14 protein-coding genes are annotated in these 20,585 nt (G+C 73.6%); 2 read left to right on the top strand and 12 right to left on the bottom strand.

Annotation, left to right across the window (positions count from 1 at the left end; translation table 11 throughout):
* Positions 1-52: 52 nt before the first annotated feature.
* Both pip and ACFVHB_RS04360 read right to left on the bottom strand, forming a co-directional pair.
* The gene (gene pip / locus ACFVHB_RS04365) at positions 53-1,042 is read right to left on the bottom strand and encodes a prolyl aminopeptidase (protein WP_380314864.1); all 990 of its coding nucleotides are present in this window, start codon (positions 1,040-1,042) and stop codon (positions 53-55) included.
* Between the two features lie 287 nt (positions 1,043-1,329).
* Entirely contained in the window at positions 1,330-2,013 is a 684-nt protein-coding gene (locus ACFVHB_RS04360) for a TetR/AcrR family transcriptional regulator C-terminal domain-containing protein (RefSeq protein ID WP_380314861.1), read from the bottom strand.
* Positions 2,014-2,185: 172 nt separating this feature from the next.
* On the opposite strand from ACFVHB_RS04360, the gene ACFVHB_RS04355 reads away from it, so the two are divergent.
* A complete protein-coding gene (locus ACFVHB_RS04355) occupies positions 2,186-3,793 on the top strand; it encodes an MFS transporter (RefSeq protein ID WP_380314858.1) in 1,608 nt (535 codons plus the stop codon).
* Between the two features lie 117 nt (positions 3,794-3,910).
* On the opposite strand, the gene ACFVHB_RS04350 is transcribed toward ACFVHB_RS04355, so the two are convergent.
* From ACFVHB_RS04350 to ACFVHB_RS04330, 5 genes are all read right to left on the bottom strand, one after another.
* Positions 3,911-4,747 carry a lysophospholipid acyltransferase family protein gene (locus ACFVHB_RS04350; protein ID WP_380314855.1) on the bottom strand — a complete coding sequence of 279 codons (837 nt, stop codon included), beginning with the start codon at positions 4,745-4,747 and terminating at the stop codon, positions 3,911-3,913.
* Positions 4,744-5,667, bottom strand: coding sequence for a GNAT family N-acyltransferase (locus ACFVHB_RS04345; RefSeq protein WP_380314852.1), 924 nt, complete (start codon positions 5,665-5,667; stop codon positions 4,744-4,746). Before ACFVHB_RS04345 ends, ACFVHB_RS04350 begins: the two co-directional genes overlap by 4 nt.
* A 405-nt stretch (positions 5,668-6,072) precedes the next feature.
* A complete protein-coding gene (locus ACFVHB_RS04340; RefSeq protein ID WP_380314849.1) occupies positions 6,073-7,452 on the bottom strand; it encodes a serine hydrolase domain-containing protein in 1,380 nt (459 codons plus the stop codon).
* A gap of 158 nt (positions 7,453-7,610) precedes the next feature.
* Positions 7,611-8,759, bottom strand: a complete 1,149-nt coding sequence (locus ACFVHB_RS04335; RefSeq protein ID WP_380314846.1) for a polymorphic toxin type 44 domain-containing protein — start codon at positions 8,757-8,759, stop codon at positions 7,611-7,613.
* A gap of 40 nt (positions 8,760-8,799) precedes the next feature.
* Positions 8,800-9,141, bottom strand: coding sequence for a hypothetical protein (locus ACFVHB_RS04330; RefSeq protein ID WP_380314843.1), 342 nt, complete (start codon positions 9,139-9,141; stop codon positions 8,800-8,802).
* Between the two features lie 204 nt (positions 9,142-9,345).
* Here ACFVHB_RS04330 and ACFVHB_RS04325 point away from each other — a divergent pair, with 204 nt between their 5' ends.
* Positions 9,346-11,364, top strand: a complete 2,019-nt coding sequence (locus ACFVHB_RS04325; RefSeq protein ID WP_380314840.1) for a HEAT repeat domain-containing protein — start codon at positions 9,346-9,348, stop codon at positions 11,362-11,364.
* Here ACFVHB_RS04325 and ACFVHB_RS04320 read toward each other — a convergent pair.
* From ACFVHB_RS04320 to ACFVHB_RS04300, 5 genes are all read right to left on the bottom strand, one after another.
* Complete coding sequence (locus ACFVHB_RS04320) at positions 11,347-15,009, bottom strand: tetratricopeptide repeat protein (protein WP_380314837.1); 3,663 nt, start codon at positions 15,007-15,009, stop codon at positions 11,347-11,349. The genes ACFVHB_RS04325 and ACFVHB_RS04320 overlap by 18 nt on opposite strands.
* 82 nt (positions 15,010-15,091) lie before the next feature.
* Positions 15,092-16,600 carry a hypothetical protein gene (locus ACFVHB_RS04315; RefSeq protein WP_380314834.1) on the bottom strand — a complete coding sequence of 503 codons (1,509 nt, stop codon included), beginning with the start codon at positions 16,598-16,600 and terminating at the stop codon, positions 15,092-15,094.
* Between the two features lie 10 nt (positions 16,601-16,610).
* Positions 16,611-17,792 carry a hypothetical protein gene (locus ACFVHB_RS04310; RefSeq protein ID WP_380314831.1) on the bottom strand — a complete coding sequence of 394 codons (1,182 nt, stop codon included), beginning with the start codon at positions 17,790-17,792 and terminating at the stop codon, positions 16,611-16,613.
* A 7-nt stretch (positions 17,793-17,799) separates the two neighbouring features.
* Positions 17,800-19,005: a hypothetical protein gene (locus tag ACFVHB_RS04305; protein ID WP_380314828.1), complete on the bottom strand. Its 1,206-nt coding sequence runs from the start codon at positions 19,003-19,005 to the stop codon at positions 17,800-17,802.
* 208 nt (positions 19,006-19,213) lie between these two features.
* Positions 19,214-20,545 (bottom strand): M1 family metallopeptidase, encoded by a 1,332-nt coding sequence (locus tag ACFVHB_RS04300; RefSeq protein ID WP_380314825.1) that lies wholly within the window; start codon positions 20,543-20,545, stop codon positions 19,214-19,216.
* Between the last annotated feature and the right edge of the window lie 40 nt (positions 20,546-20,585).

Raw genomic sequence — 20,585 nt, 5'->3', positions numbered from 1 at the left:
CGGAGCCCGGGCCCGGGCTGTCACCCCTGGGATCCGGACCGTCGCAGGCTCGTCACCGCCCGTCCCGCGGGAGGTGTCGCGGCCCGGTGGCGGCGAACCGTTCGAGGGCCGCGAGGATCGCGTCGCGCATGACCGGGCTGCCGGTGTGGCCGGACTCCCGGACGACCGTCAGCTCGGCGTCCGGCCAGGCCTTCGCCAGCTCCCAGGCGGTCGCGAGCGGCGAGCCGAGGTCCAGGGCGCCGTGGATCAGCACGCCCGGGATGCCGGCGAGCCGCCCGGCGTCGCGCAGGAGCCGGCCGTCCTCCAGGAACGCGTCGTGGGAGAAGTAGTGGGCGGTGATCCGGGTGAAGGCCATCAGGGCGTCGTCCGGGCGGTCGCCGTAGGCGTTGGGCGTGCCGAGCACCTCGTGGGCGATCACCGCGTCCTCCCAGGTGGCCCAGTCCCGGGCGGCCTTGCGCCGGACGGCCTCGTCCGGACTGTTCAGCAGCCGGCTGTAGGCGGCCACCAGGTCGCCGTCCCGGTCCGCCGGCGGCAGGGCGTCCCGGAACGCCTCCCACGGGCCGGGGAGCAGCCGGCCGACGCCCCGGTAGAGCCAGTCGGTCTCCTCGGGCCGGGTCATGGTGACGCCGCAGATCACGATCTCCGAGACCCGCTCGGGGTGGGTCTCGGCGTAGGCGAGGATCAGGGTGGACCCCCAGGAGCCGCCGTACAGCAGCCACTGCTCGATCCCCAGGTGCTCGCGGAGCTTCTCCATGTCCGCGATCAGGTGGGCGGTGGTGTTGTGCTCCAAGCCGGTGGCCGGGTCGGCGGCGTGCGGCAGGCTGCGGCCGCAGCCGCGCTGGTCGAACTGGACCAGGTGGTACCGCTCCGGGTCGAAGTACGCCCGGCTGGCCGCCCGCAGGCCGGAGCCGGGCCCGCCGTGCACCACCAGCGCCGGCTTGCCCCGCGGGTGGCCCGAGGCCTCCCAGTGGATCCGCTGGCCGTCGCCGACGTCCAACAGCCCCTGGGCGTACGGCTCGCTGATCGGATGGAACCCGGACACGGCGACGAACCTCCTGGGACGAGCGGGGAGGGGCTGGGGCGAGCTGGGGCGAACGGCCGGACCTCGCGAGGCTACCCGCCCGTTCGCCCACCGTCGATCGCCGGTGCGGCGCGCAGCCCTCGGAGCGGCGCGCGGCTCGTCGGTGCGGCGCGGCCCGTCGATGCGGCGCGGCCCGTCGGTGCGGTGCGGCCCGTCGGTGCGGCGGGGTCCGTCGGTGTGGCGCGGCCCGTCCGGGTGAAGGCCCGCCGGTGTGGCGGACCGTCAGCCTGGCCGGTCGGCCGCGCGGTTCAGCGCCGGTCCGGTGGCAGGAGCGTGGCGAGCCCGTCGAGGATGCGGTCGAGGCCGAACTCGAACCGGGCGTCCATCGCCGGCTGGGTGAGGTCGTCGGCCAGGGCGACCAGGTTGGGGAACTCCTCGGGCGGCAGGGCGCGGAACCGGTCGCCGGCGGCCGCGGCGATGGCGCCCCGGCTGGTGCCCGTGGTCTCGTCGGCCGAGATCGGGGATTGCTCCTGGAGGACAAATCCCTGGACGTAGGCGCCGAGCAGGTACGTGGTCATGGCGGCGTCCGCGTCCGTGAACCCGGCCTCGCGCAGCCGGTCCAGCTGCTCCTCCATCAGCCGCAGCAGGTGCGGGCCGGGGGCGAGTCGCCCGGCGACCACCTTGGCGGCGTCGCGCTTGTCCAGCAGCAGCCGGCGGTAGCGGCGGCTGTACTCGCGGAACTGGCTGCGCCAGTCGCCCTCGCGCGGCGGGGCGACGGCGTCGGCCATGATCTCGTCGTTGAGGAGGTCGAGCAGCTCCTCCTTGTTGCGGACGTGCCAGTACAGCGAGGCCGCCTTCACGCCGACCTCGGCCGCCACCTTGCGCATGGACAGGCCGGCCAGGCCGTCCCGTTCCAGCACCCGCAGGGCCGCTACGGCGAGGGCCTCCCTGGTCAGCGCGGGCTGGGCCCCGGTGTCGTCGTCCGCCGGCATGGGTCTCGCTCGCCTCCCGCGACCGCGGGGCGCGCCCGTGCCCGCGGGCCCACCCCTGTCCGGACTCCCGCGACCGCGGGAATCCCGCTTGCAATCTAACACCGTTAGGGGCACTCTGTCCGTGCCGGTCGGTCCCTAACGCTGTTAGGGGCCTGGAGGATGGAGGAGATCCATGGGGGAGTCGGGCGCCCTGCGCAAGCGGCTCGCACTGGCGACGCTCTGCGTCACCATGTTCATGTCCATGCTGGACAACGTCATCGTCAACCTGGCCCTGCCCCGGATCGGGCAGGAGCTGGACGCCGGGATCAGCGGGCTGCAGTGGGTGGTCGAGGGCTACAGCCTGGTCTACGCCGCACTGCTGCTCACCGGCGGTGCACTCGGCGACCGCCACGGCCGCACCCGGGTGTTCCGGCTCGGGCTCGCCCTGTTCACGGCCGGGTCGGCGGTGGCCGCACTCGCCGGAACCACCGGCGTCCTGGTCGCGGCCCGGATGCTCCAGGGCGTGGGCGCCGCCCTGCTCACCCCGGGCAGCCTGGCGATCCTGCGGCAGGTCTTCACCGACGAGCGCGAGCGGGCCCGGGCGATCGGCCTCTGGTCGGCGGTCTCCGCGCTCGGCCTCTCGGTCGGTCCGGTGATCGGCGGGCCGATGGTCGACCACCTGGGCTGGGCCAGCGTGTTCTGGATCAACGTGCCGATCGGGGTGGCCGGGCTGGTCCTGGCGAGCCGGGTGCTGCCGGACATCGCCCCGCGGCGGCGGCGGATCGACCTCGGCGGCCTGGCGCTCTCCGCGGCCGGCCTCGGCGCGCTCGTCTACGCGCTGATCGAAGGCCCCTCCCGGGGCTGGACCGACGCCCGGGTGCTCGGCTGCGCGGTGGCGGCGGTCCTGCTGCTGGTGGCGTTCGTCCTGCTCGAACGACGTCTGCCGGAGCCGATGCTGGAGCTGGGGCTGTTCCGCGACGGCGTGCTCGGCGGGGCCCTGCTCAGCGGGTTCATGGTCAGCTTCGGGATGTTCGGCGCGATGTTCTTCCTGCCGCTGCTGATGCAGGGCGTCCTGGCCTGGGCGCCGACCGACGCCGGGTACGCGGGGCTGCCGATGTCGGCGATGATCGTCGCCGGTGCGCCGCTGGCGGGGCGGCTGACCGGCCGTCACGGCCCCGGCGTGCCGCTGGTGCTGGGGCTGCTGCTCTGCGCGGCCGGGCTGGGCGGGCTCTCGCTCTACGGCGACCAGGCCCGCTACCCGGAGTACCTGTGGACGCTGTTCACGATGGGCCTCGGGATGGGCATGACGTTCACGCCCGTCTCCATCGCGGTGCTCCAGCGGGTCACCCCGGCCAGGACCGGGATGGCCTCGGCGACCATCAACACCCTGCGCGAACTCGGCGGCGTGGTCGGCGTCGCGGCCCTCGGCGCCGTGCTGACCCACCGCCTGACCGGCACCCTCACCGACTCGCTGGCCCGGCTGGGCGTTCCGCCCGGCACGGCGGGCCGTGCCGCCGACGCGCTGGCCGGGGCGGGAGCCGGGCACGGCGGCCCGACCGGTCCCGGTGGCGCCGGGGCGTCGCTGACCGGGCCGGTGCAGGCGGCGGTGGACGGTGCGTTCGTCGACGGCGTGCACCTCGCGGTGCGCTGCGGCGCGGCCGGGCTGGCGGCCACGGCCGCCCTGGTCGCGGTCCTGCTGCTGCGGCGGGGCAGCCGGTCCGGGCCGGCCGCGCCGGCGAGCGGGCAGCCGCGGCCCGTGCCGTCGGCGGGCACCCGGTCGGCAGGCACCCCGTCGGCGTGAGCGCGTGGACGGCGCGAGCGCGTGGACGGCGCGAGTGCCGCGGGCGCGGCGGGCCGACCCGCGGTCATCGTTGGGCGGTCACCCGACGGCGCGCGCCCGCCGGCCACCGCCGCCCACTCACCCCCGCCCGGCCGCCTCGACCGCCGTCTGGGCCGCCCGGGCGAGCTCCCGGCGGGCCCGCCAACGCTCCCTCCCCGGCCCGGCCGGGGCCGCCGGCACCGCAACCGGCGGCAGCAGCGGCAGGAACGTCACGTCCGCCACCAGCCCGCGCACCGCGACCACCCGGGCGAGCGAGCTGAGCAGACCGTCCTCGCCGACGAAGGCGGGCGCGCGGGTGGGCCGGCCGTCCGCCAGCCGGTAGCGGATCGTCACCGGCTGGACGGGGGTGCCGGCCTGGACCGCGGCCTCGAAGAAGGCGGGCCGGAACCGGCCGCTCTCCCGCCCGCACCAGGTCGACCCCTCCGGGAAGACGACCACCGACCGGCCCCTGCGGAGCACCCCGGCGACGGCGGCGACCGTGCCGGGGAGGGCGCGCAGCCGGTCGCGGTCGAGGAAGACGGTGCCGCCCCAGGCCACCAGCGGCCCGAGGACGGGCCACCGGCCCACCTCGGTCTTGGCGAGCGAGCGGCCGGGCCGGCCCGCCGCGATCAGCGGGACGTCCAGCCAGGAGACGTGGTTGGCCACCACCAGCACCCCGCGCTCGGCCGAAGTGGGCGGTGCGAGCCGGACGTCGATCCCGAGCGAGCCGAGCAGGGTGCGCGCCCAGAGCCGGACCAGCCGGTCGCGCGCCGCCGGCGGGAGGGCGCGGACCGGAAGGCTGAGGCCGATGCCGGTGACGAGCACCGTCAGGCAGGCGGCCAGCCGCAGCGCCCGCCGGGGGAGCGCGACCACGGGGGCCCGGTCGGTCAGACAGGTCTCCGGCGTGCAGGGCGCGGTCGGCAGCCAGGCGCTCACGAGGCGGGGGACGCGCCGGCGCCGGCGGCGGGACCGGTGAGCCCGGGCGTCCCGGAGAGGAAGTGCCGCAGGTAGCGCGGGTCGGTGCGCTCCAGCGACAGCAGCACGTACAGGTCGGCGGTGGCGAAGTCCGGGTCGTGCGCGGGCGCGCCGCAGACCCAGGCGCCCAGCCGCAGGTAGCCGCGGAGCAGCGGCGGCAGGGCGGCCCGCCCGGCCCGCGGGACGCCGGTCGCGTCCCAGGGGCGGTGCGGGCTCACCCGGTACTGCTCGGGGGCGAGGTACTTGGCGTTGACGGTGTCCCAGACCCGGGCCGCGGTGGCGCCGCCGTCGTCCAGGGCGATCGAGCAGCAGCCGCCGACCCAGGTGTTGCCGGTGTCCGCGAGGTAGCGGGCGATGCCGCCCCACATCAGGTTGATCACGGCGCCGTTGCCCCGGTGGTCGGGGTGGATGCAGGAGCGGCCGAGCTCGACCAGTCCGGCGCGCAGCGGGGTCAGGTTGGCGAGGTCGAACTCGCCGTCCGAGTAGAGCCGGCCGGCCCGCCGGGCGGCCTCGGGGCGCAGCAGCCGGTAGGTGCCGACCACCGCGCCGTGCTCGCCCTCCCGGACCAGCAGGTGGTCGCAGAACTCGTCGAACGGGTCGACGTCCAGGCCCGGCAGCGGGCTGTGCAGCACGGCGCCGAGCTCGGCGGCGAACACCCGGTGACGCAGTCGCTGGGCGGCGCGCACGTCGTCCTCGTCGCGGGCCAGCCCGACGGTGTAGGCGGCGGGGGCCTGCGCGGACGCGGGCGTGGGCGCGGACGTGGGCGCCGACTGGACGGCGGTGGGCTGGACGGTGGCCGGCCGGGCCGGGCGCGGGGAGGGTACCGCGGCGGTCGGGCCGGGGGTGACTGCGGGCGGAGCGTACGTGGGGACGGTGGTCATGGCGGACCCTCCAGGGCAGCACGGACGGCGGCGGCCACGGAACGCCGTGGCACCGGCCCGGTCCGCTCGGTCGTGGGGCGTGCGAACCGGTATCCGTATGTTTCTCCGGGCCGGCTGGCGTCCACGTTGCGGTTCGGAGGAGCGCAGATGTGCACCTGCTGAATGGGGCCACCCGGCGCCTGTCGGACACCTGCCCGCTGGCCGCCCGCCGCCGTCCGCTCCGTTCCACGGGGTGGCGCCGTCGGCGGAGGTGCCGACGGGGTACGGGGACGGTGCCCGAGCACCCGGGTGGGCGACGCGGCCCGGGTGCCCGGCCGCCCGCGTGACGATCGCCCACGCCCGGGCCGCCGTCCCGCGGGGCCACCGGCCCCGGCGCGCGGGATCGGGGCCGTGCGGGAGCCGGGCTCAGCCGGCCGACCACCCCTGCGGGTCGACTCCGCCCGGCACGGCGTCGGAGGGGCCGTAGGGCTCGCGGGTGAGGACGAAGGAGCCGAGGTCCAGGTGGCTGACCGAGCCGTCGGCGGCCGGCACCGCCCGCAGCGTCTCGCCCGCGTAGTAGTTGTCCAGGCCCGTCCAGGTGCCGTCCGGCTCGGCGCGGAACCGCGAGCTGCGGGTGCCGCCGGCCAGCGGGGCCAGCTCCAGCATCCGGTTTGCCTTCAGCCGCAGCGCGTGCGCGGACGCGCCCCAGTACCAGGGACCGGTGAGTGCGAGCAGGTCCGGGTCGACGGCGGGCAGCGGCCGCCACGGCTCGGGCAGCCGGGGCTCGTGCCGGGCGGTGAGGGCGATGAGGTCCGCCGCGACGAGCGGGGTGTTGGCGCCACTGGTCGCGTTGGCGAGCGCGATCGCCGCCAGGCCGTCCTTCTCGCTGATCCAGAGCCCGGCCGTGAAGCCCGGCATCGAACCGGAGTGCCCGTACAGCACCCGGCCGTCGTGGCGCAGCAGTTGCAGGCCGAGGCCGTAGCCGCCGGTCCAGTCGTCGCTCTCCGGGCCGACGGCGGGCCGGCGCATCTCGGCGAGCGTGTCGGCGGCCAGCACCTCGTCGTCGCCACCGGCCAGGAAGGCGGCCCAGCGGGCCAGGTCGGCGGCGGTGGACCAGAGCTGCCCGGCCGGCCCCATCAGACCGGTGTCGGTCAGCGGCTCGGGCAGCATGACGTCGGCCCAGGGGTGGACGGCGAAGCCGCCGGCGTGCGGGTGCCGGGGGAGCAGGGTGGTGCGGTCCATGCCGAGCGGTTCGAGGATCTCGCGGTGCAGCACCTCGCCCCAGGAGTCGCCGCGCAGCCGCTCGACCAGCGCGCCGAGCAGGGCGTAGCCGGGGTTGGAGTAGTGGTGGCGCCGCCCGGCCGGGTGCTTCTGCGGGCGCTCGCGCTCCAGGATGTCGCCGAGGGCCGGGCGCAGTGCGCCGTCGGTCCGCTCCCACCAGGGCCCGGGGGTCTCGGCGGCGATCCCGCCCGCGTGGGCGAGCAGCTGGGCGACGGTGGCGTCGTCGGCCGGGGTGCCGGGCAGGTGGCGGCCGAGCGGGTCGGCCAGGTCGAGCAGGCCCTCGTCGCGCAGCCGCAGCACCAGCACGGCGACGAAGGTCTTGGTGAGCGAGCCGATCCGGTACTGCACGTCGGCGGTGGGCGCATGACCGTCGACCATGCCGCGGGCGTCGCTCCAGACCAGTCGGCCGTCCCGCACCACCGCGGCGACCAGCGAGGGGGTGCGGCCCTCGGACTGGGCCACCGCGATCCGGTGCAGCAGGGCGCGGCGGGTGGTGGGGAGCAGCTCGTCGTACTGGTCGGTCATCTGGTCCTCTGAACGAGTCGGTCTCACGGGTCTCACGGATCGAACGGGTCGGCGGGGACGCGGCCGTCGGCGGCCACCGGCGGCCACCGGCTGACCGCCGGCCCCGGCCGGGACCTCGCGGACGAGGGCCCGGCCGGGGCGGATCGGCGGTGCGGACGCTACCGTGTCGGGCGGACCTGCGTGATACTCGCGTCGCCGGCCCGGCGTTTGGCCTCCATCTCGTCGACCAGCTGCAGGACCGCCGCGTCCATCTGCTCCTTCGTCATGTTCGGCCCGTACTTCTCGTACAGATCCATGCCGATGGTCATCGACATGTCGTCACCCGGGTCGTTGGTGCCGGTACCGCCGGTGCCGGCGTTGGCGGCTTCGATGAGCTCCAGCCGGCTGATTCCGGCCGACCGCCCGACGTACCCGTAGTGGATGTTGGAGTAGATGTCGTACGAGACCTCGACGTCCCGGTCGGGGACCTTGAAGTAGAAGTCGTTACTCGACTGGAGGTCGTAGCGCTTCTCCAGGATCGGCTTGTGATCCCACGGACCACCGCTCTTGACCTGCTCGTACCAGATCGCCAGCCCCACCGCGCGCGGCCCGGCCATCGAGCCCGGCACCGGGTTGATGACGGCCCAGGGACTCTCGCTCTGCTCCATGTTCCACCGGATGTCCTTGACCTGCGACGAGTTGATGTTGGTCTTCATCTCGTCGAAGATGAAGTTCGAGGCATCGGCGTAGTGCGCCTCGCCCAACCCGGCCTTGGCACTGCCGAGCGTGCTGTACGAGCCCGGGTTGAACTCGTTGTCGCTGCCGCCGGTGTTGCGCCCCAGCGCCCAGGCGGCCGCGCGGTCCGCCTCGTGGGCGGCCGCCCGCGCGTTGACGATGGCCTTTTCCAGCGCCTTGATGTTCTGCTCGTTCTGGATGCGCTTCCCCAGATCCAGCTCGACCGGGGCCTTCGTGTGCGCCTTCCCGCCCGCCCCGACGACCAGGCCCAACCGCGGCGCCTCCTCGTCGGCAAGCCGCAGCAGCTCCCTGCGGGCGGCGGTGATCGCCGTGTGGGCCTCCACCAGGACGCCGTGGATGGCGTCCGCCTCGGTCATGGCGTCGTACAGCTCCTTCGACACCTTTCCCATGAAGTCCTGCGCCGCGTCCGCGTCGGCGCCGTGCCAGCTGGCGCTGGTCGGCACGATCACCTGGTCGCGGTAGTTGTCCTGCTGCGCGCCCATCACCCGGGCGGCCTTCGACCACTGGTCGGCAGCCTCCTTGAGGTCGGCGAGCGGCGCGGCCAGGACTTGTTCGTATGTCAGCATGCTCATCCCCGTGCTGTGTTCGATCCCGTCCGCATCGGCGGCGGGGTCAGTGGAACTGCGAGCCCATCCCGCGCATCTGTTGTGCGATGCCGTTCTCGGTCGCACTGTGGCCGGCGGCGCTCTCGTCGAGGTTGCGGCCGGTGAGCTCGATCGCCCTGAGGATCGAGACGGTCTGCCGGGCCCAGCGCGCGCTCGCCGCCTGGAGCGCCACCCCCAGCTCGAAGTCCTGGTGCTGCAGCATGCTGCCCGCCTTCCCGCTGGCATACTCCGGCAGCTTCCCGCCGGCCTGCACGGCCGGGGCTATCTCCCGGCAGTGCCCGGCGGACTTGCGCAACACCCCCGTGTCGACGCCGATCCCGCCCGAACCACCGTTCTCGCCTTCCGCCATCCCTGCTGCCCCCTTCGTCGCCGGGGCCTTCAGCCTGCGGCATCGCCAGGCCGACCGGCCCGAATCATCGTACGACTGTACGTTTCTGACGGGGTGGAACGATAGCGGCGATCGGGCCTTCCGGAGGCCGGCCGTCCACCTGTCAGTCGCGTGGTGCAGAGTGTGGCGCAGCACGTACAGCCGGCGACCAGCGAGGAGGGCACCGTGTTCGACAGCCTTCACGAGACCGACTGGGCCGCCCTGACCCACGCCCACGGCCCCGCCGACGACGTGCCCGACATGCTGCTCGGCCTGCTCGCCCCGCACGCCGGCGAACGCGGGGCGGCCCTGGACGACCTGTGCGACACCGTCCACCAGCAGGGCGACGTGTACGACTCCACCCTCGCCTGCGTGCCCTTCCTGTTCGAACTGCTCGCCGCGCCGGACCGGCCCGACCGCGGGCCGGTGGCCGAACTGCTCACCGACATCGGCGAGTCCGTCCACCACCACCTGGTGGACGAGGAGGAGGCGGAGAGCGCCGGCGCGTCCCGCTGGCGCGTCCTCCTCGCCCGCGGCCGGGCCGCCGTCACCACCCGCGCCGACGCATTCGTACCGCTGCTCACCGACCCCGACCCGGCCGTACGCCGCGCCGCACCGCGGGCGCTCGCCCGGCTGCACCCCGACGGCCCCGCCACCCTCGACCGGCTCCGCGACCGGCTCCCGCACGAACCCGACACCGAGGCCCGCATCGCCCTCGCCACCGCCGCGGCCCTGGCGGCCGAGCGCTTCCCCGACCTCGCCGGGCCCGCCACCGGCTGGCTCACCACGCTCGCCGCCGACCCCGACCAGCCCGCCGCGCTCCGCCTCGCCGCCACCGCCCGGCTCGCCGACCGCGCCGCCGGCCCGCTGCCCGCCGACACCGTCGCGGCCGCCGTCGACCTGCTGCGCCGCATCCCCGCCCACCAGGCCGGCCGCTCCACCGACACCGCCCTGCGGATCCTCCACCGCGCCCTCGGCGACCGGCTGGACGACCGGGTGGCCCTCTACACCGAGCAGCTCACCGCCGCCGACCCGGCACTGCGCCGCGGCGCCGTCCGGCAGACCCGTCAGCTGTTCCACGAGCTCCGCGGCCCGTACGGCGGGCTGGTCGCCCTGCTCGGCCGACAGCTCGCCGACCACGACCGCAGCCCGGGCAAGGCCGCCGCCGCCGTCCTGGCGGACCTCTTCGGGCTGGCCGCCCCGGCCGCCGACGCCGTCGCCGCGAGCCTCGCCACCGTCGCCGACCCGTGGGACGACCACCGGGCCGACCACCGCCCCGACGACCACCCCGACCCGCGCGACCTGCTCCGGATCCTCACCCGGCTCGGTGACCCGCGCGCCCTGCCGGCCCTGGCCGCCGCCCTCGACCGACCGGTGCTCCCGCCCGACCTCGGCTTCCTGATCGCCGACCTCGGCCCGGCCGCCGCCCCGCTCGCCACCCCGCTGCGCGAGCGCCTCGCCGCCCTGCCGATCGACCGCACCCCGCGCCACGACCAGGCCGACCCGCTGCTCACCGCCCTCGGCGCGTTCGGCGGCGCCGACGCCGTCCCCGCCGTCCTCCGCCTGCTGCGCGCCGTACCCACCGGCCCGGTGGCCGGCTCCGCCCTGCGCGCCCTGACCCGGCTCGGCCCCGCCGCCGCCGAGGCCGCCCCCGACCTGCGGGCGCTGCTCGCCGACCCCGACTCCCCGCAGGCCCTGCCCGCCGCGGCCGCCCTCTGGGCCGCGACCGGCGACAACGCCGCCGTCCTGCCCCTGCTCCTCGCCCGGGCGGCCGGCACCGACCCCTGGGCCCGCCGCGACGCCGCCAAGGCCCTCACCCCGATCGGCCCGGCCGCCGCCGAGGCCGCCCCGGCCCTGCGCGCGATGCTCACCGCCCCCGACGTCTGGGTCCGGGTCGACGGCGCCACCGCCCTCTGGCACACCACCGCCGACGCCGAGGCCGTCCTCCCCGTCCTCACCGCCGCCTGGACCGCGAACCCGCACACCCGCACCGCCGCCGCGGCCTGCCTCACCGCCATGGGCCCCGCCGCCGCCTCCGCCCTCCCACTCGTCCGCACCGAACTCGCCGCCGCCCGCCGCCACAACGCGGGCTTCGCCGGCAGCCACGTCATCGCCGACGACGAACGACTCCTCGCCACCTGCCGCACGGCAGTGGCGGCGATAGCCCCGGCGGGCGCCCGCGCCGGCTCACGCGGCGACGGGTGACCGCTCGGCCTGCACCGGACTGCCGAGCGCAGCCGGCAGCGGACGGCGGGCGAGCTCGGTCTTCAGCACGATCTCCGTCTCCCGGCGGGCCTGCTCGGCCCCCGCCGGGACCGCCCGGGCCAGTCGGAGGTCGTGCAGGGCGACCGCGAGCGGGGCCCGGGCCAGCAGGTCGGACTTCCGGCCGATCTCAGCCAGCGCCCTGAGGTACGCGGTCTCCGCGGTGACGGGATCGCCACGTTCCAAGGAGTTGAGCCCCATGTCGAACAGCAGCATGGCGGGGTCGTCCGAGGTCGCCAGTGCGCGCAGGTAGGTGGCCGAGGCAAGGTCGTGAAGCTTGAGGCGGTAGAGACACCAGCCCAAGTCGTGAAGCGTCGGGGAGTCGGTGGAACGGGCGTCTGACAGCCGCTCCACCACCTTGCGGTAGCCGAGTTCGGCCTCATCCAGCCGTCCGGCAAGCAGATATCCGTTCGACCGGTGCCGAAGGGGGGCCGGGTCGCCCACAGCCAGTGCGCAGGCCCGTTCGTAGGCGCCGAGCACCTTAGCGATGTCTACCGGCTCGTTGTGCTCCAATGCCCAGCCGAACGCGGCGAACCCGCTGCTCTCGAACGGCGGGAGGAGCACCGCCTCCTCGAACGCTGCCACGGCCTGAGGCCATGCGGCCACGCTCGACAGGAGGTCGCCCAAGGTGAGCAGCGCGTCCCGGGTGCGCGCACGGGCCAGTGCCCGGGCGGCGGTCGCCAAAGCGGTGAAGAAGAGTCCGCACTGGCTCTCGGTGACGGCGAGTTCGGTGAGCAGGCCGATGACAACCGAGTCGTCCGCGCCTGTCCGTTCTGCGAGCCGGACGGCGCGACGGTAGGCGCCCAGGGCCTCGACGAGGTTGCCGGCGTGTAGGCTGACGCGGCCGATGAGCTGTACCGCCTCGACGTCGTCGGGCTGCTGTTTGAGGACCTCGGCCAGGATGCGCAGTGCTTCGGCATCGCGGTCGGCCACACTGAGGACCGCTGCGTACTCCTTCGACAATTCCGGGTCATCGGGACGCCTCGTGCGGGCTTGCTCAACGGCGGCGAGCCCCGACCGCAGACGGCCGCGGTCGTTCTCCAGCAGCCAGAGCCGCTGGAGCGCGAACCGGTTCGTGGGATCGATCTTTACGGCCAAGGTGAGGTTGTCGACGGCCTGTTGGTCCTCGCCCCGGTTGAGGTGGAGGACGCCGAGGGAGGCCAGTGCCCCGTCGTGATCGGGTGCGACAGCGACCGCCCTGTCGAGGAAGTCAAGTGCCTCGTCGAAACGGCCTAGCAGCCGGTAGGCGTCGCCGAGACAGTAGAGGGTCTCGGCGTCCTCCGGGCCGGCGTCCACCCCCTCGGGCGGGAGAGCCCGGCGCAGCTGCTCCACCGCACCGTTGTACTCGTCCAGCCAGTAGAGCGCCCGTCCGCGCAGAGCGAGGACCTCCCGTGTGGCCACCCCCGCGTTGACCAGCAGGTCCAGTTCGGCCAGCGCCTCGGAGTTGCGCCCGACCGCAATGAGCAGCTCGCCCAGGGTCGCCCGGCGCTCCCAGCTGTCCGGGTCCAGTTCGACGGCATGCCGGTGGGCCAGGACCGCGTCGTCGTGGCGCTGATGCCGGAACAGCGCGAAGGCGAGTTGTTCGAACACATCGGGGTTTTCCCCGGCTTGCCGGGCGGCGGTTTCCAATTGCTCGGCGGCCTTGGCGTTGGCGGCAGCTGCCTCCTCTCGCAGGCGTGCTGCCGTCCCGGAGTCGTCCGCTGTCATAGCTTGGTCAGAGAAGTCGTCGCTGGTACGGAGGTAGGCCTCGCCAAGACTGGCATGTGCCCACCAGTCGTCCTGCCCGTGGGCTAGGGCTTCTTCGAGACGGCCGACGGCCTCCTCGGTACGGTCGGCTGCGAGCAGTGCCTGGCCCAGGGTCGCCACGGCGTACCAGTACGGCGGGGCGAGCCTGATCGCCTCGCGGAGCTCGGTGATGGCGGCCTCGTGATCGTCCAGGCGACGCAGCGCCTCACCGAGGACAGCATGTGCGGCCGCATGTGTGGCGTCTTGGGCGACGGCGCGCCTAGCCAGGCGTTCGGCGTCGACCGTGGCCGTCCGGTCTTGAGGGCCATGGGAGTTCAGGATTGCACTGGCCATCCCGGTCAGCGCCTCCACCGAGTCCGGCTGAAGCGCGAGTGCCCGCCGGTAGGACGTCTCGGCCGCCTGGTGGTGCCCCTGAGCGGTGAGGACGTCGCCGCGCAGGGCCCAGCCTGCGGGCCAGTCACCGTCGGTGTAGGTGAGTCCGTCCACGAGCTCACGCGCATCCTCCAGGCGGTCCGCCAGGATCAGAAGCTCGGCGAGGACAGGGAGGGCAGGGCTTCGCCACGGCGCAAGGTCCACGGCCTGGCGCAGATCGGCGATCGCCTCCGGATACGCGTCGGGATCGGCGTCTCTCTCGGCCCCAGTCGCTCGCAGCTGCGCCCGCAGGATCAGCGCGTTGACGTAGTGCGGGTCGACCTGGAGGGCTCGCCGGAGGGTCTCCAGGGCCTCGTCCGTGGCGCCCTGCTCGATCTGGGCGGAGGCGAGCTCGACCAGGATGAACGGGTTCCTCGGGTCGACCCAGTCGGCCGTCCGCAGGGCGGCGACCGCCTCGTCGATCCGGCCGAGGGCACGTGAGACCTGACCGTCCAGGAGGTGGACAACCGGATGCCGGGGGAGCAACTCCTTGAGTCTGTCCAACGGCCCGGCGGCCTCCTTGGCCCGGCCGTCCAGGGCCAGTGCCTGGATCAGGACGATGAGTCCGTCAGGCGTCGCGGCGAGGTCGCTCGCGTCGGCCTCAACGGCACGGATGGCTTCCCGGGGCAGCCCTGCCTCGAGAAGTTTGTAGCCGACCATGGCGCGGTCCGACGCGCTCGCCGCCAGGCTGACCGCGGTGCGGAGCACGTCGGCCGTCCTGCTCCCACCTGCCGCGGCTAGTGCCGTTCCGAGGGCCAGCGCAGCGGCGAAGTCTCCGGGCGCGAGCGCAGTGGCCCGCTCGGCCGTGGTCACCGCGCGAGGGATGTGCCGCACGGCCAGATGGGCTTGCGAGGCGGCCGCCCAGGCGGCGGCCACCTCGGCGGGGCTTGCTCCGTGGTCGGCCAGGACGGTGGCTAGGAGCTCCTGCGTCTGCCACTCGTCCGGAGCGTTTCGGGTGGCTTCCCGGAGCTCGTGCAGCGCCTCGGTGGGTTTGCCGGAGCGCCAGAGGGCAAGGCCCAGGGCACGTCGTACATCCGGACTGTCTCCGTGCTGCCGGATCGCCTTCCGCAAGAGCGGCACGGCTGCGCCGTACGCTCCCGTCAGCGCGAGTGCGATGCCGCGGTAGTCGGTGAATTCTTCCAGCAGAGCGGTCTGTTCGGTCCCGGATTCGAAGGTCTTCACGGCCCGCGCGAACACCTCCCGGGTTGCCGCGGGTATCTCCTCGGCCAGGGATTCCGGCTGGTCCGCGAGTTTGCACAGGCCGAGCAGGACGCCTGCGGCAGCGGCGATGGCCAGCGTGTCCGCCGCGTCGGCGCTGACCGTGCCGAGGTTCCACTGGGCGCGTCCGATCCGGCCTGCGGCCTCGGCGGCTTGGGGGACTCGCCCCTCGGCGTAGTCGGCCTTGGCCTGGTCCAACTGCCGTCGCAGCACGGCCGCCGACGAGGAGGTGTGCGCGGCCCGGGCATCGGTCGCGGGGAGCCAGGGGCCTGGCGGGCGGAGGGCCCCGGGCTGCCTACGCGAGAACATCGCGGCCTCCCTGCGGTGGGCGGACCGGGACACGGTTGTGCCCGGGGACCGTTCCCCTCGGTTTCGGGGTGCCCCAGAGCTTGGCGACCCGGTCGGTGATCGACTGGGCGAGGTTCGAATCTCCCAGGTTCGTGAGCCGGGCCGCCCAGGCGGCGTTGATGACCTCGCAGACCTTGTACTCCGACGCCGACCCCAAGTCGCCCGAGTCATCGGCCAGCATTGCACGAAGACCGTCCAGAGACTTGGACGCGCCGTACACAGACAGGAAGTCGCCCCGCAGGTCGGTCCTCATCGCCTCACAGAAGTCATCGGTGAAGTCACCGAAGGCGGTATCGTGGAGTCTTGCGGGATGATCAACGCCGGCCAGTGCGTTGGCCCACAGTTGCCGGACGTGCTCCACGACCGGTGCGAGCGGGTTGGTTGAGGTGGGGTCCAGCCGGTGGAGCACGCCGAAGACGAGAGCGGCGCGTTCGACATCGGATGGAAGCGTCGTGGTGGAGGCGTCGTGATGCGGCTGGAACCGAAGCAGGGCTGAAGCACACGCATAGGCGGGGCCCATGGTGTAGGTAGCGAAGGCATCGGCGTAAATCTCCGTGGCGAACTCCGACCGGTGGTCGGGAATTCCCTCCGCCAGCACTGAACGGCTCCGTCGTCCCGACTCACCCGGATCCAGTGCGATGAACAGGCCGAGCTCGCGTGCCACGAATGGCAGCTCCCACAAGCTCCATTCGGGGAAGCCGAGCCGTAGCAGGCGCTTGAGGGCGAGGTGCACGGTGTCCCGCCGGGCGGGAAGCGCGATCATCTCGGCCGGGGTGGTTTCCCCCCTCGTCGGTGCGACGAGTTCCCGGATCAGGTTGTCGGCGATCCGACAGACCTGTCCGTCGAGGGATGCGTCGCGGAGGGTGAGTCCGCCGAGAAAGTCGACGTATTCGGCGAAGACGACCTCGCACTTGGTACTGACCAGGTTCTCGTAGGCGAGCCACGAGTCCCGTTCACTGATTCCTCCGTGCTGGATCTTGTCGCGAAGATCCGCGACGTCGTTGTCGATCGCCGAGCAGTGATCCTCGAGGCTCTGATCGAGCTTGAGATTGTAGCCGTCGATCCTCACCGATGTCTCGCGGGCCCTCCGCAGGATTTCCTGCAGCGCGTAAAGGCTGTCCTGAACTTGGTCGATGAGGTGCGGCAGTCCTATCAGGCGGTTCGTCAATTCGTCTTCTGGAAACTTCATGCGTTCGAATTCGGACCGGTGCTTGTGCAGGTCGAGCAACTTTTCGCGCAGTCCGTTCGGACTCTTGACCAGGGCTTTCAGGGAATCCGCCAGCTCCTTTCCCTGGTCGAGAAAGCCGAAGACCTCCGATCCGGGCGCGAGCTGCTGCTCTAGAGCGCTGAGGGTCTCCCCTCGGCAGGACGCGTCGGAGGCGATGCTCCTGACCCGGTTCACGTAGTCGCCGAGGGTCTCAAGGCGCATGTCGAGCAGCTTCTGACTGGCAGGCATCGGGTCCTCCTCACCCCGCCATGACGCACAGCCTTAGCGCGCTGCGGCTCACTTGGTCGGTCAGCCAGCGGCCCGCATTCCAGTGGTTCAGCCACCACAACCAGGCCGCGCCGACCACCTGTGCGGGAGTCGTGCCGTCCGGCGGACCGGCAGGCTGTTCCGCGAGCCCGGTTGCCAGTCGGTCGACGTCGGCGCCGATCGGGTAGAGGAGATCCGCCGGGGTGTTCGCGGCGAGCTTCCGCACCATGTCGCGTCCCTGCTCGGCCGACTGCTGCGCGGCCGGATCGTCGGGCGGGAGGGGTTCGGCACCGGTACTGCGCCAGAGCGGCTCCACCACGCTGTCGGCGAACAACGCGAACCGGGCGTTCTGGTCCGTGGATGAAGGGCGTTCGCTCATCTCGTGCAGCGCACCCAGCATGGTCACGACCCGGCGGTTCCAGGACGGATGCGTTCCCAGGTCGTCGTCGAACCCGTCCGGTACGGCGCGCAGAGCGATGACGCTGAGCGGGTACGCGGGTCCGAGAGCATAGGTGGCGTAGACATCGGCAAACAGTTCGTTGAGCCAGTCGCGCGCCTTCTTCTCCGTCACGTCCGACACGTCGCGCTCCGCCACGGCGGCGGTGCCCAGGTGAGCGACGACCGGACGGCTGTAGAGGTACTCCGGCTTCGTCTCGGCGAGCAGGTGGTTGGCCGCGTGGTGGCCGAGTTCGTGCACCATGCTGGGAAGCGCCCAGACGGTGGTGTCGGTGAAGCGGAACCGCATCATGCTCGTCGAGGGCGCCAGGAACTCCGACACGTCGACCGAGAGCAGGACGTCCCGCTTGATGCCGGAGCGGATGGTGAGGTCGTCCAGCAGCCGGGTGGTCGCCTCGACGAAGTCCCGTTCCAGGACGCTTCTCTGCATCAGCAGCCCCTGGACGAAGGCGAGCAGCTCGCGCTTGACCGGCGTCAGCTTGTCCTGCTCTGCGGCCAGGTCCGCCCAGCGGGCGTGCTGCGGGTCGTCGGCCAGGCCCTGCAGCTGCCCGGTGGCATCGGCCAGCAGCATGCCGAACCGCTGCTGGGCGGCCTTTCCGATCCCGGCCTCGGCGGACACCTCGCGCAGGGCGCGCATCATCAGCTTCAGATCTGCGAGCTCCTGCCCGATCCGGCCGGCAAGCAGGGCATTCCGGTCCGGGAGGGCTGCGGTCGCCACGACGGCATCACCTCACCGCGTCGAGGACCGTCCCGTGGACTCCGCGCACCAGACCGCGGCCGGTGCCCGAGTCAGCGTAGTCGCTGCCCAGCACCACGCTGGCCGCGACCACCGCCAGGGCGATCGCCCCGATGGCGATCGCCACCTGGGGCAGGACGAGATGGAAGATCGCGGACACCACCCCGACCGCCGCCAGTGCCCCGACGACCGCCTGGGCGACGCCCATCAGCCGACCGAACTGTGAACCGAGCTCGCGCACCCGCCCGGCGGCGAGGTCGAGCCGGTCCGGGTGGAAGCCGTCGCCGGTGAGCGCGCGGCCCACCCCTTGTTCGGCGGCGTCGGCACCGATCACGACGCGGATCATGGCGGGCGTGGTCGCGTCGTCACGGGCGTTCTCCCAGATCGCGTGCACCTTGTCGCGGGCCGTGCGCAGGAAGTCGGCGTGGACGAGGGTGTACAGCCGGTTGAGTGCGGCCTCCACCGCTCGCAGGCCCAGGCGGACGAACCTTCCGACGATCTGGCCCACGCGGACCACTTTGCCGATCTGCTCCCATGCCGCGTCGAAGACGGGTACGGCTTTGCGCGCGAGTGACGCAGCACCCGTGGCCACGTCGCTGACCTGAGCGACCAGTCCGTCGAGCGTCGCCGAGGCCTGCTGCCGCAGTGCGCTCGCGGAGACGGCGGATCCGCCCGAGGCGGCCGGAGGTGTGGGCGGGGTGCTCCAGGCCGCTGCTGTCGGGCCGGAGTTCATGCCGGTGGCAACGGCCTCCGCACTCTCCCGAACGAGCCGGAGCGCCTGGTCCAGTGGTGCGGCGGTGTCCGGAGCGGGCCCTGTCCCGGCGACACCTCCGGGGGAGGCTCCGCTGGTGTCCGGCGCAGGTTCCGCCTCGCCGCCCTCCCCGAGCGCGGCTCCGGCCGCGAAGGTGACCTGTGCGACGTTCAGGTCGCCCACGGTGCCGGTCAGCACCTCATCGGCGGCGGTTTCGCGCTCCTCGGGCGTCTCGCCCCCGGCCCCGCCTTCCACCGCCTCGAAATTGCGGACGGCGAGGTCATCCAGGCCACCGAGAGCCGCCTCCGCGACCAGCGCGAGCCGGTCCGCAGCAGCGGCCCTGTGAGCGGGGTTGTCGAGTGCGTTCCGTAACTCGTGCCCGGCGGCGAGAACGTCCTGGGCGGTGCTGACGACGAAGATCTGCGTAGCATTCGCGGGGCTCATGACAACCTCCCGAGGCGTCGGGTGCCTCGTTCCCCAGCCCTTTTCCCCAGGCTAACCAGCGGTCATGACCGTCAGCAATGGGCAATCGGTCCCGACCGTCAGCCCCTCGTCAGGTCTCCCGTCCCTCCCCGAAGCCCACGGTAGGACCTGCACGCCACGGACTCGGCCAGATACGCTCCGTAGTGGAGTCGCTCCGTCCGGCGGCCCGTCAGGCCGCCGGGAGCGGGGGCAGCTCGGGGCGGTCGAGCCAGGCGGTGAAGAGGCCGCCGAGGGAGGTCCGCGAGTAGCGGGCCGCGTGGGCCACGAAGTCCGCGGTGGTGACGACGCCGTGGCGGTTGAGCGTCGCCCAGTCCATGAGCAGGCGGAAGAAGGCCGGATCGCCGACGGCCGTCCGGAGCGCGTGCACCGTGAGCCCGCCGCGCTGGTACAGCCGGTCGTCGAACATCAGCTTGCGGCCCGGGTCGCCCAGCCGGAGGTCCCGCGGGAGGCGCGACAGCAGGGCGTGGGCGGTGGCCGCGTGCGAGGCGGCGGACGGGCCGCCGCTGTACTCGGACCAGAGCCACTCCGCGTACTTGGCGAGGCCCTCGTTCAGCCAGATGTGGCTCCAGTCGGCGATCGACACGCTGTTGCCGAACCACTGGTGGGCCAGCTCGTGGGCGATCAGCCGCTCGCGCTCCCAGCCGCCGCCGAGGTGGTTGGTGCCGAAGGTCGCCACGCCCTGCGCCTCGACCGGGACGTCCAGCTCCTCGTCGGCCAGGACCACCGCGTACTCGCCGAACGGGTACGGGCCGAAGACCTCCTCGAAGTACGCCGCCATCCGGGGCTGGCGGGCGAAGTCCGTCGCGAACGCGCCGGCCAGCCGCTCCGGCACGTAGCCGGTCTGCCGGACGCCGGGGCGGTCGGCGAGCGGAACCGCGCGGTAGGGGCCGATCGACACCGTGACCAGGTAGGTCGAGGTCGGCGCGGACTGCTCGTACACCCAGGTCGTGCTGGACGCCCGGGTGGTGCGGGTGAGCAGCCGGCCGCCGACCACCACCGTGTACGGGGACGGCGTGGTGACCGCTATCTGGTACGTCGCCTTGTCGGCGGGCCGGTCGTTGCACGGGAACCACGACGGCGCGCCGACCGGCTGGCTGGCGACCAGCGCCCCGTCGGTCAGCTCCTCCCAGCCGAGGCCGCCCCACGGGCTGCGCACCGGGCGCGGGTTCCCGGTGTAGTGCACCTCGACGGTGAACGCGGCCCCCGCCGCCAGGGCCTTGGCCGGACGGACCCGCAGCTTGCCGCCCCGGTGGGTGTAGTGCGCGGCCTTGCCGTCCACCAGCACCCGGCCGATCCGGAACTCGGCCAGGTCGAGCGCGAACTCGGCCAGCGCCGGGCCCGCGACGGCGCTGAGCCGGGCCGTCCCGCCGAGCCGGTTCGGGCCCGGCCGGTAGTCCAGCGCGAGTTCGTAACGGTGGACCTTGTAGCGCGGGTCCCCGCTGTTCGGGAAGTACGGGTCGGGCGCGGCGGTGGGGGCCGCCGGGGCGTGCTGGTGGTTCACCGGGCGGGATTTCACCGGGCTGTGCGCTCCCTGCAGGGTT

This window comes from Kitasatospora sp. NPDC127111 (assembly GCF_042677465.1).
Classification (GTDB): domain Bacteria; phylum Actinomycetota; class Actinomycetes; order Streptomycetales; family Streptomycetaceae; genus Kitasatospora.
The sequence above is the reverse complement of the archived record's forward strand: the minus strand, read 5'-3'. Positions and strand labels throughout refer to the sequence as shown.

Excerpts from the sequence above, each read along its gene's own strand:
- ACFVHB_RS04360 (WP_380314861.1), bottom strand. The coding sequence starts at position 2,013 with ATGCCGGCGGACGACGACACCGGGGCCCAGCCCGCGCTGACCAGGGAG.
- ACFVHB_RS04355 (WP_380314858.1), top strand. The coding sequence starts at position 2,186 with ATGGGGGAGTCGGGCGCCCTGCGCAAGCGGCTCGCACTGGCGACGCTC.
- ACFVHB_RS04345 (WP_380314852.1), bottom strand. The coding sequence starts at position 5,667 with ATGACCACCGTCCCCACGTACGCTCCGCCCGCAGTCACCCCCGGCCCG.
- ACFVHB_RS04340 (WP_380314849.1), bottom strand. The coding sequence starts at position 7,452 with ATGACCGACCAGTACGACGAGCTGCTCCCCACCACCCGCCGCGCCCTG.
- ACFVHB_RS04335 (WP_380314846.1), bottom strand. The coding sequence starts at position 8,759 with ATGAGCATGCTGACATACGAACAAGTCCTGGCCGCGCCGCTCGCCGAC.
- ACFVHB_RS04330 (WP_380314843.1), bottom strand. The coding sequence starts at position 9,141 with ATGGCGGAAGGCGAGAACGGTGGTTCGGGCGGGATCGGCGTCGACACG.
- ACFVHB_RS04315 (WP_380314834.1), bottom strand. The coding sequence starts at position 16,600 with ATGCCTGCCAGTCAGAAGCTGCTCGACATGCGCCTTGAGACCCTCGGC.
- ACFVHB_RS04305 (WP_380314828.1), bottom strand. The coding sequence starts at position 19,005 with ATGAGCCCCGCGAATGCTACGCAGATCTTCGTCGTCAGCACCGCCCAG.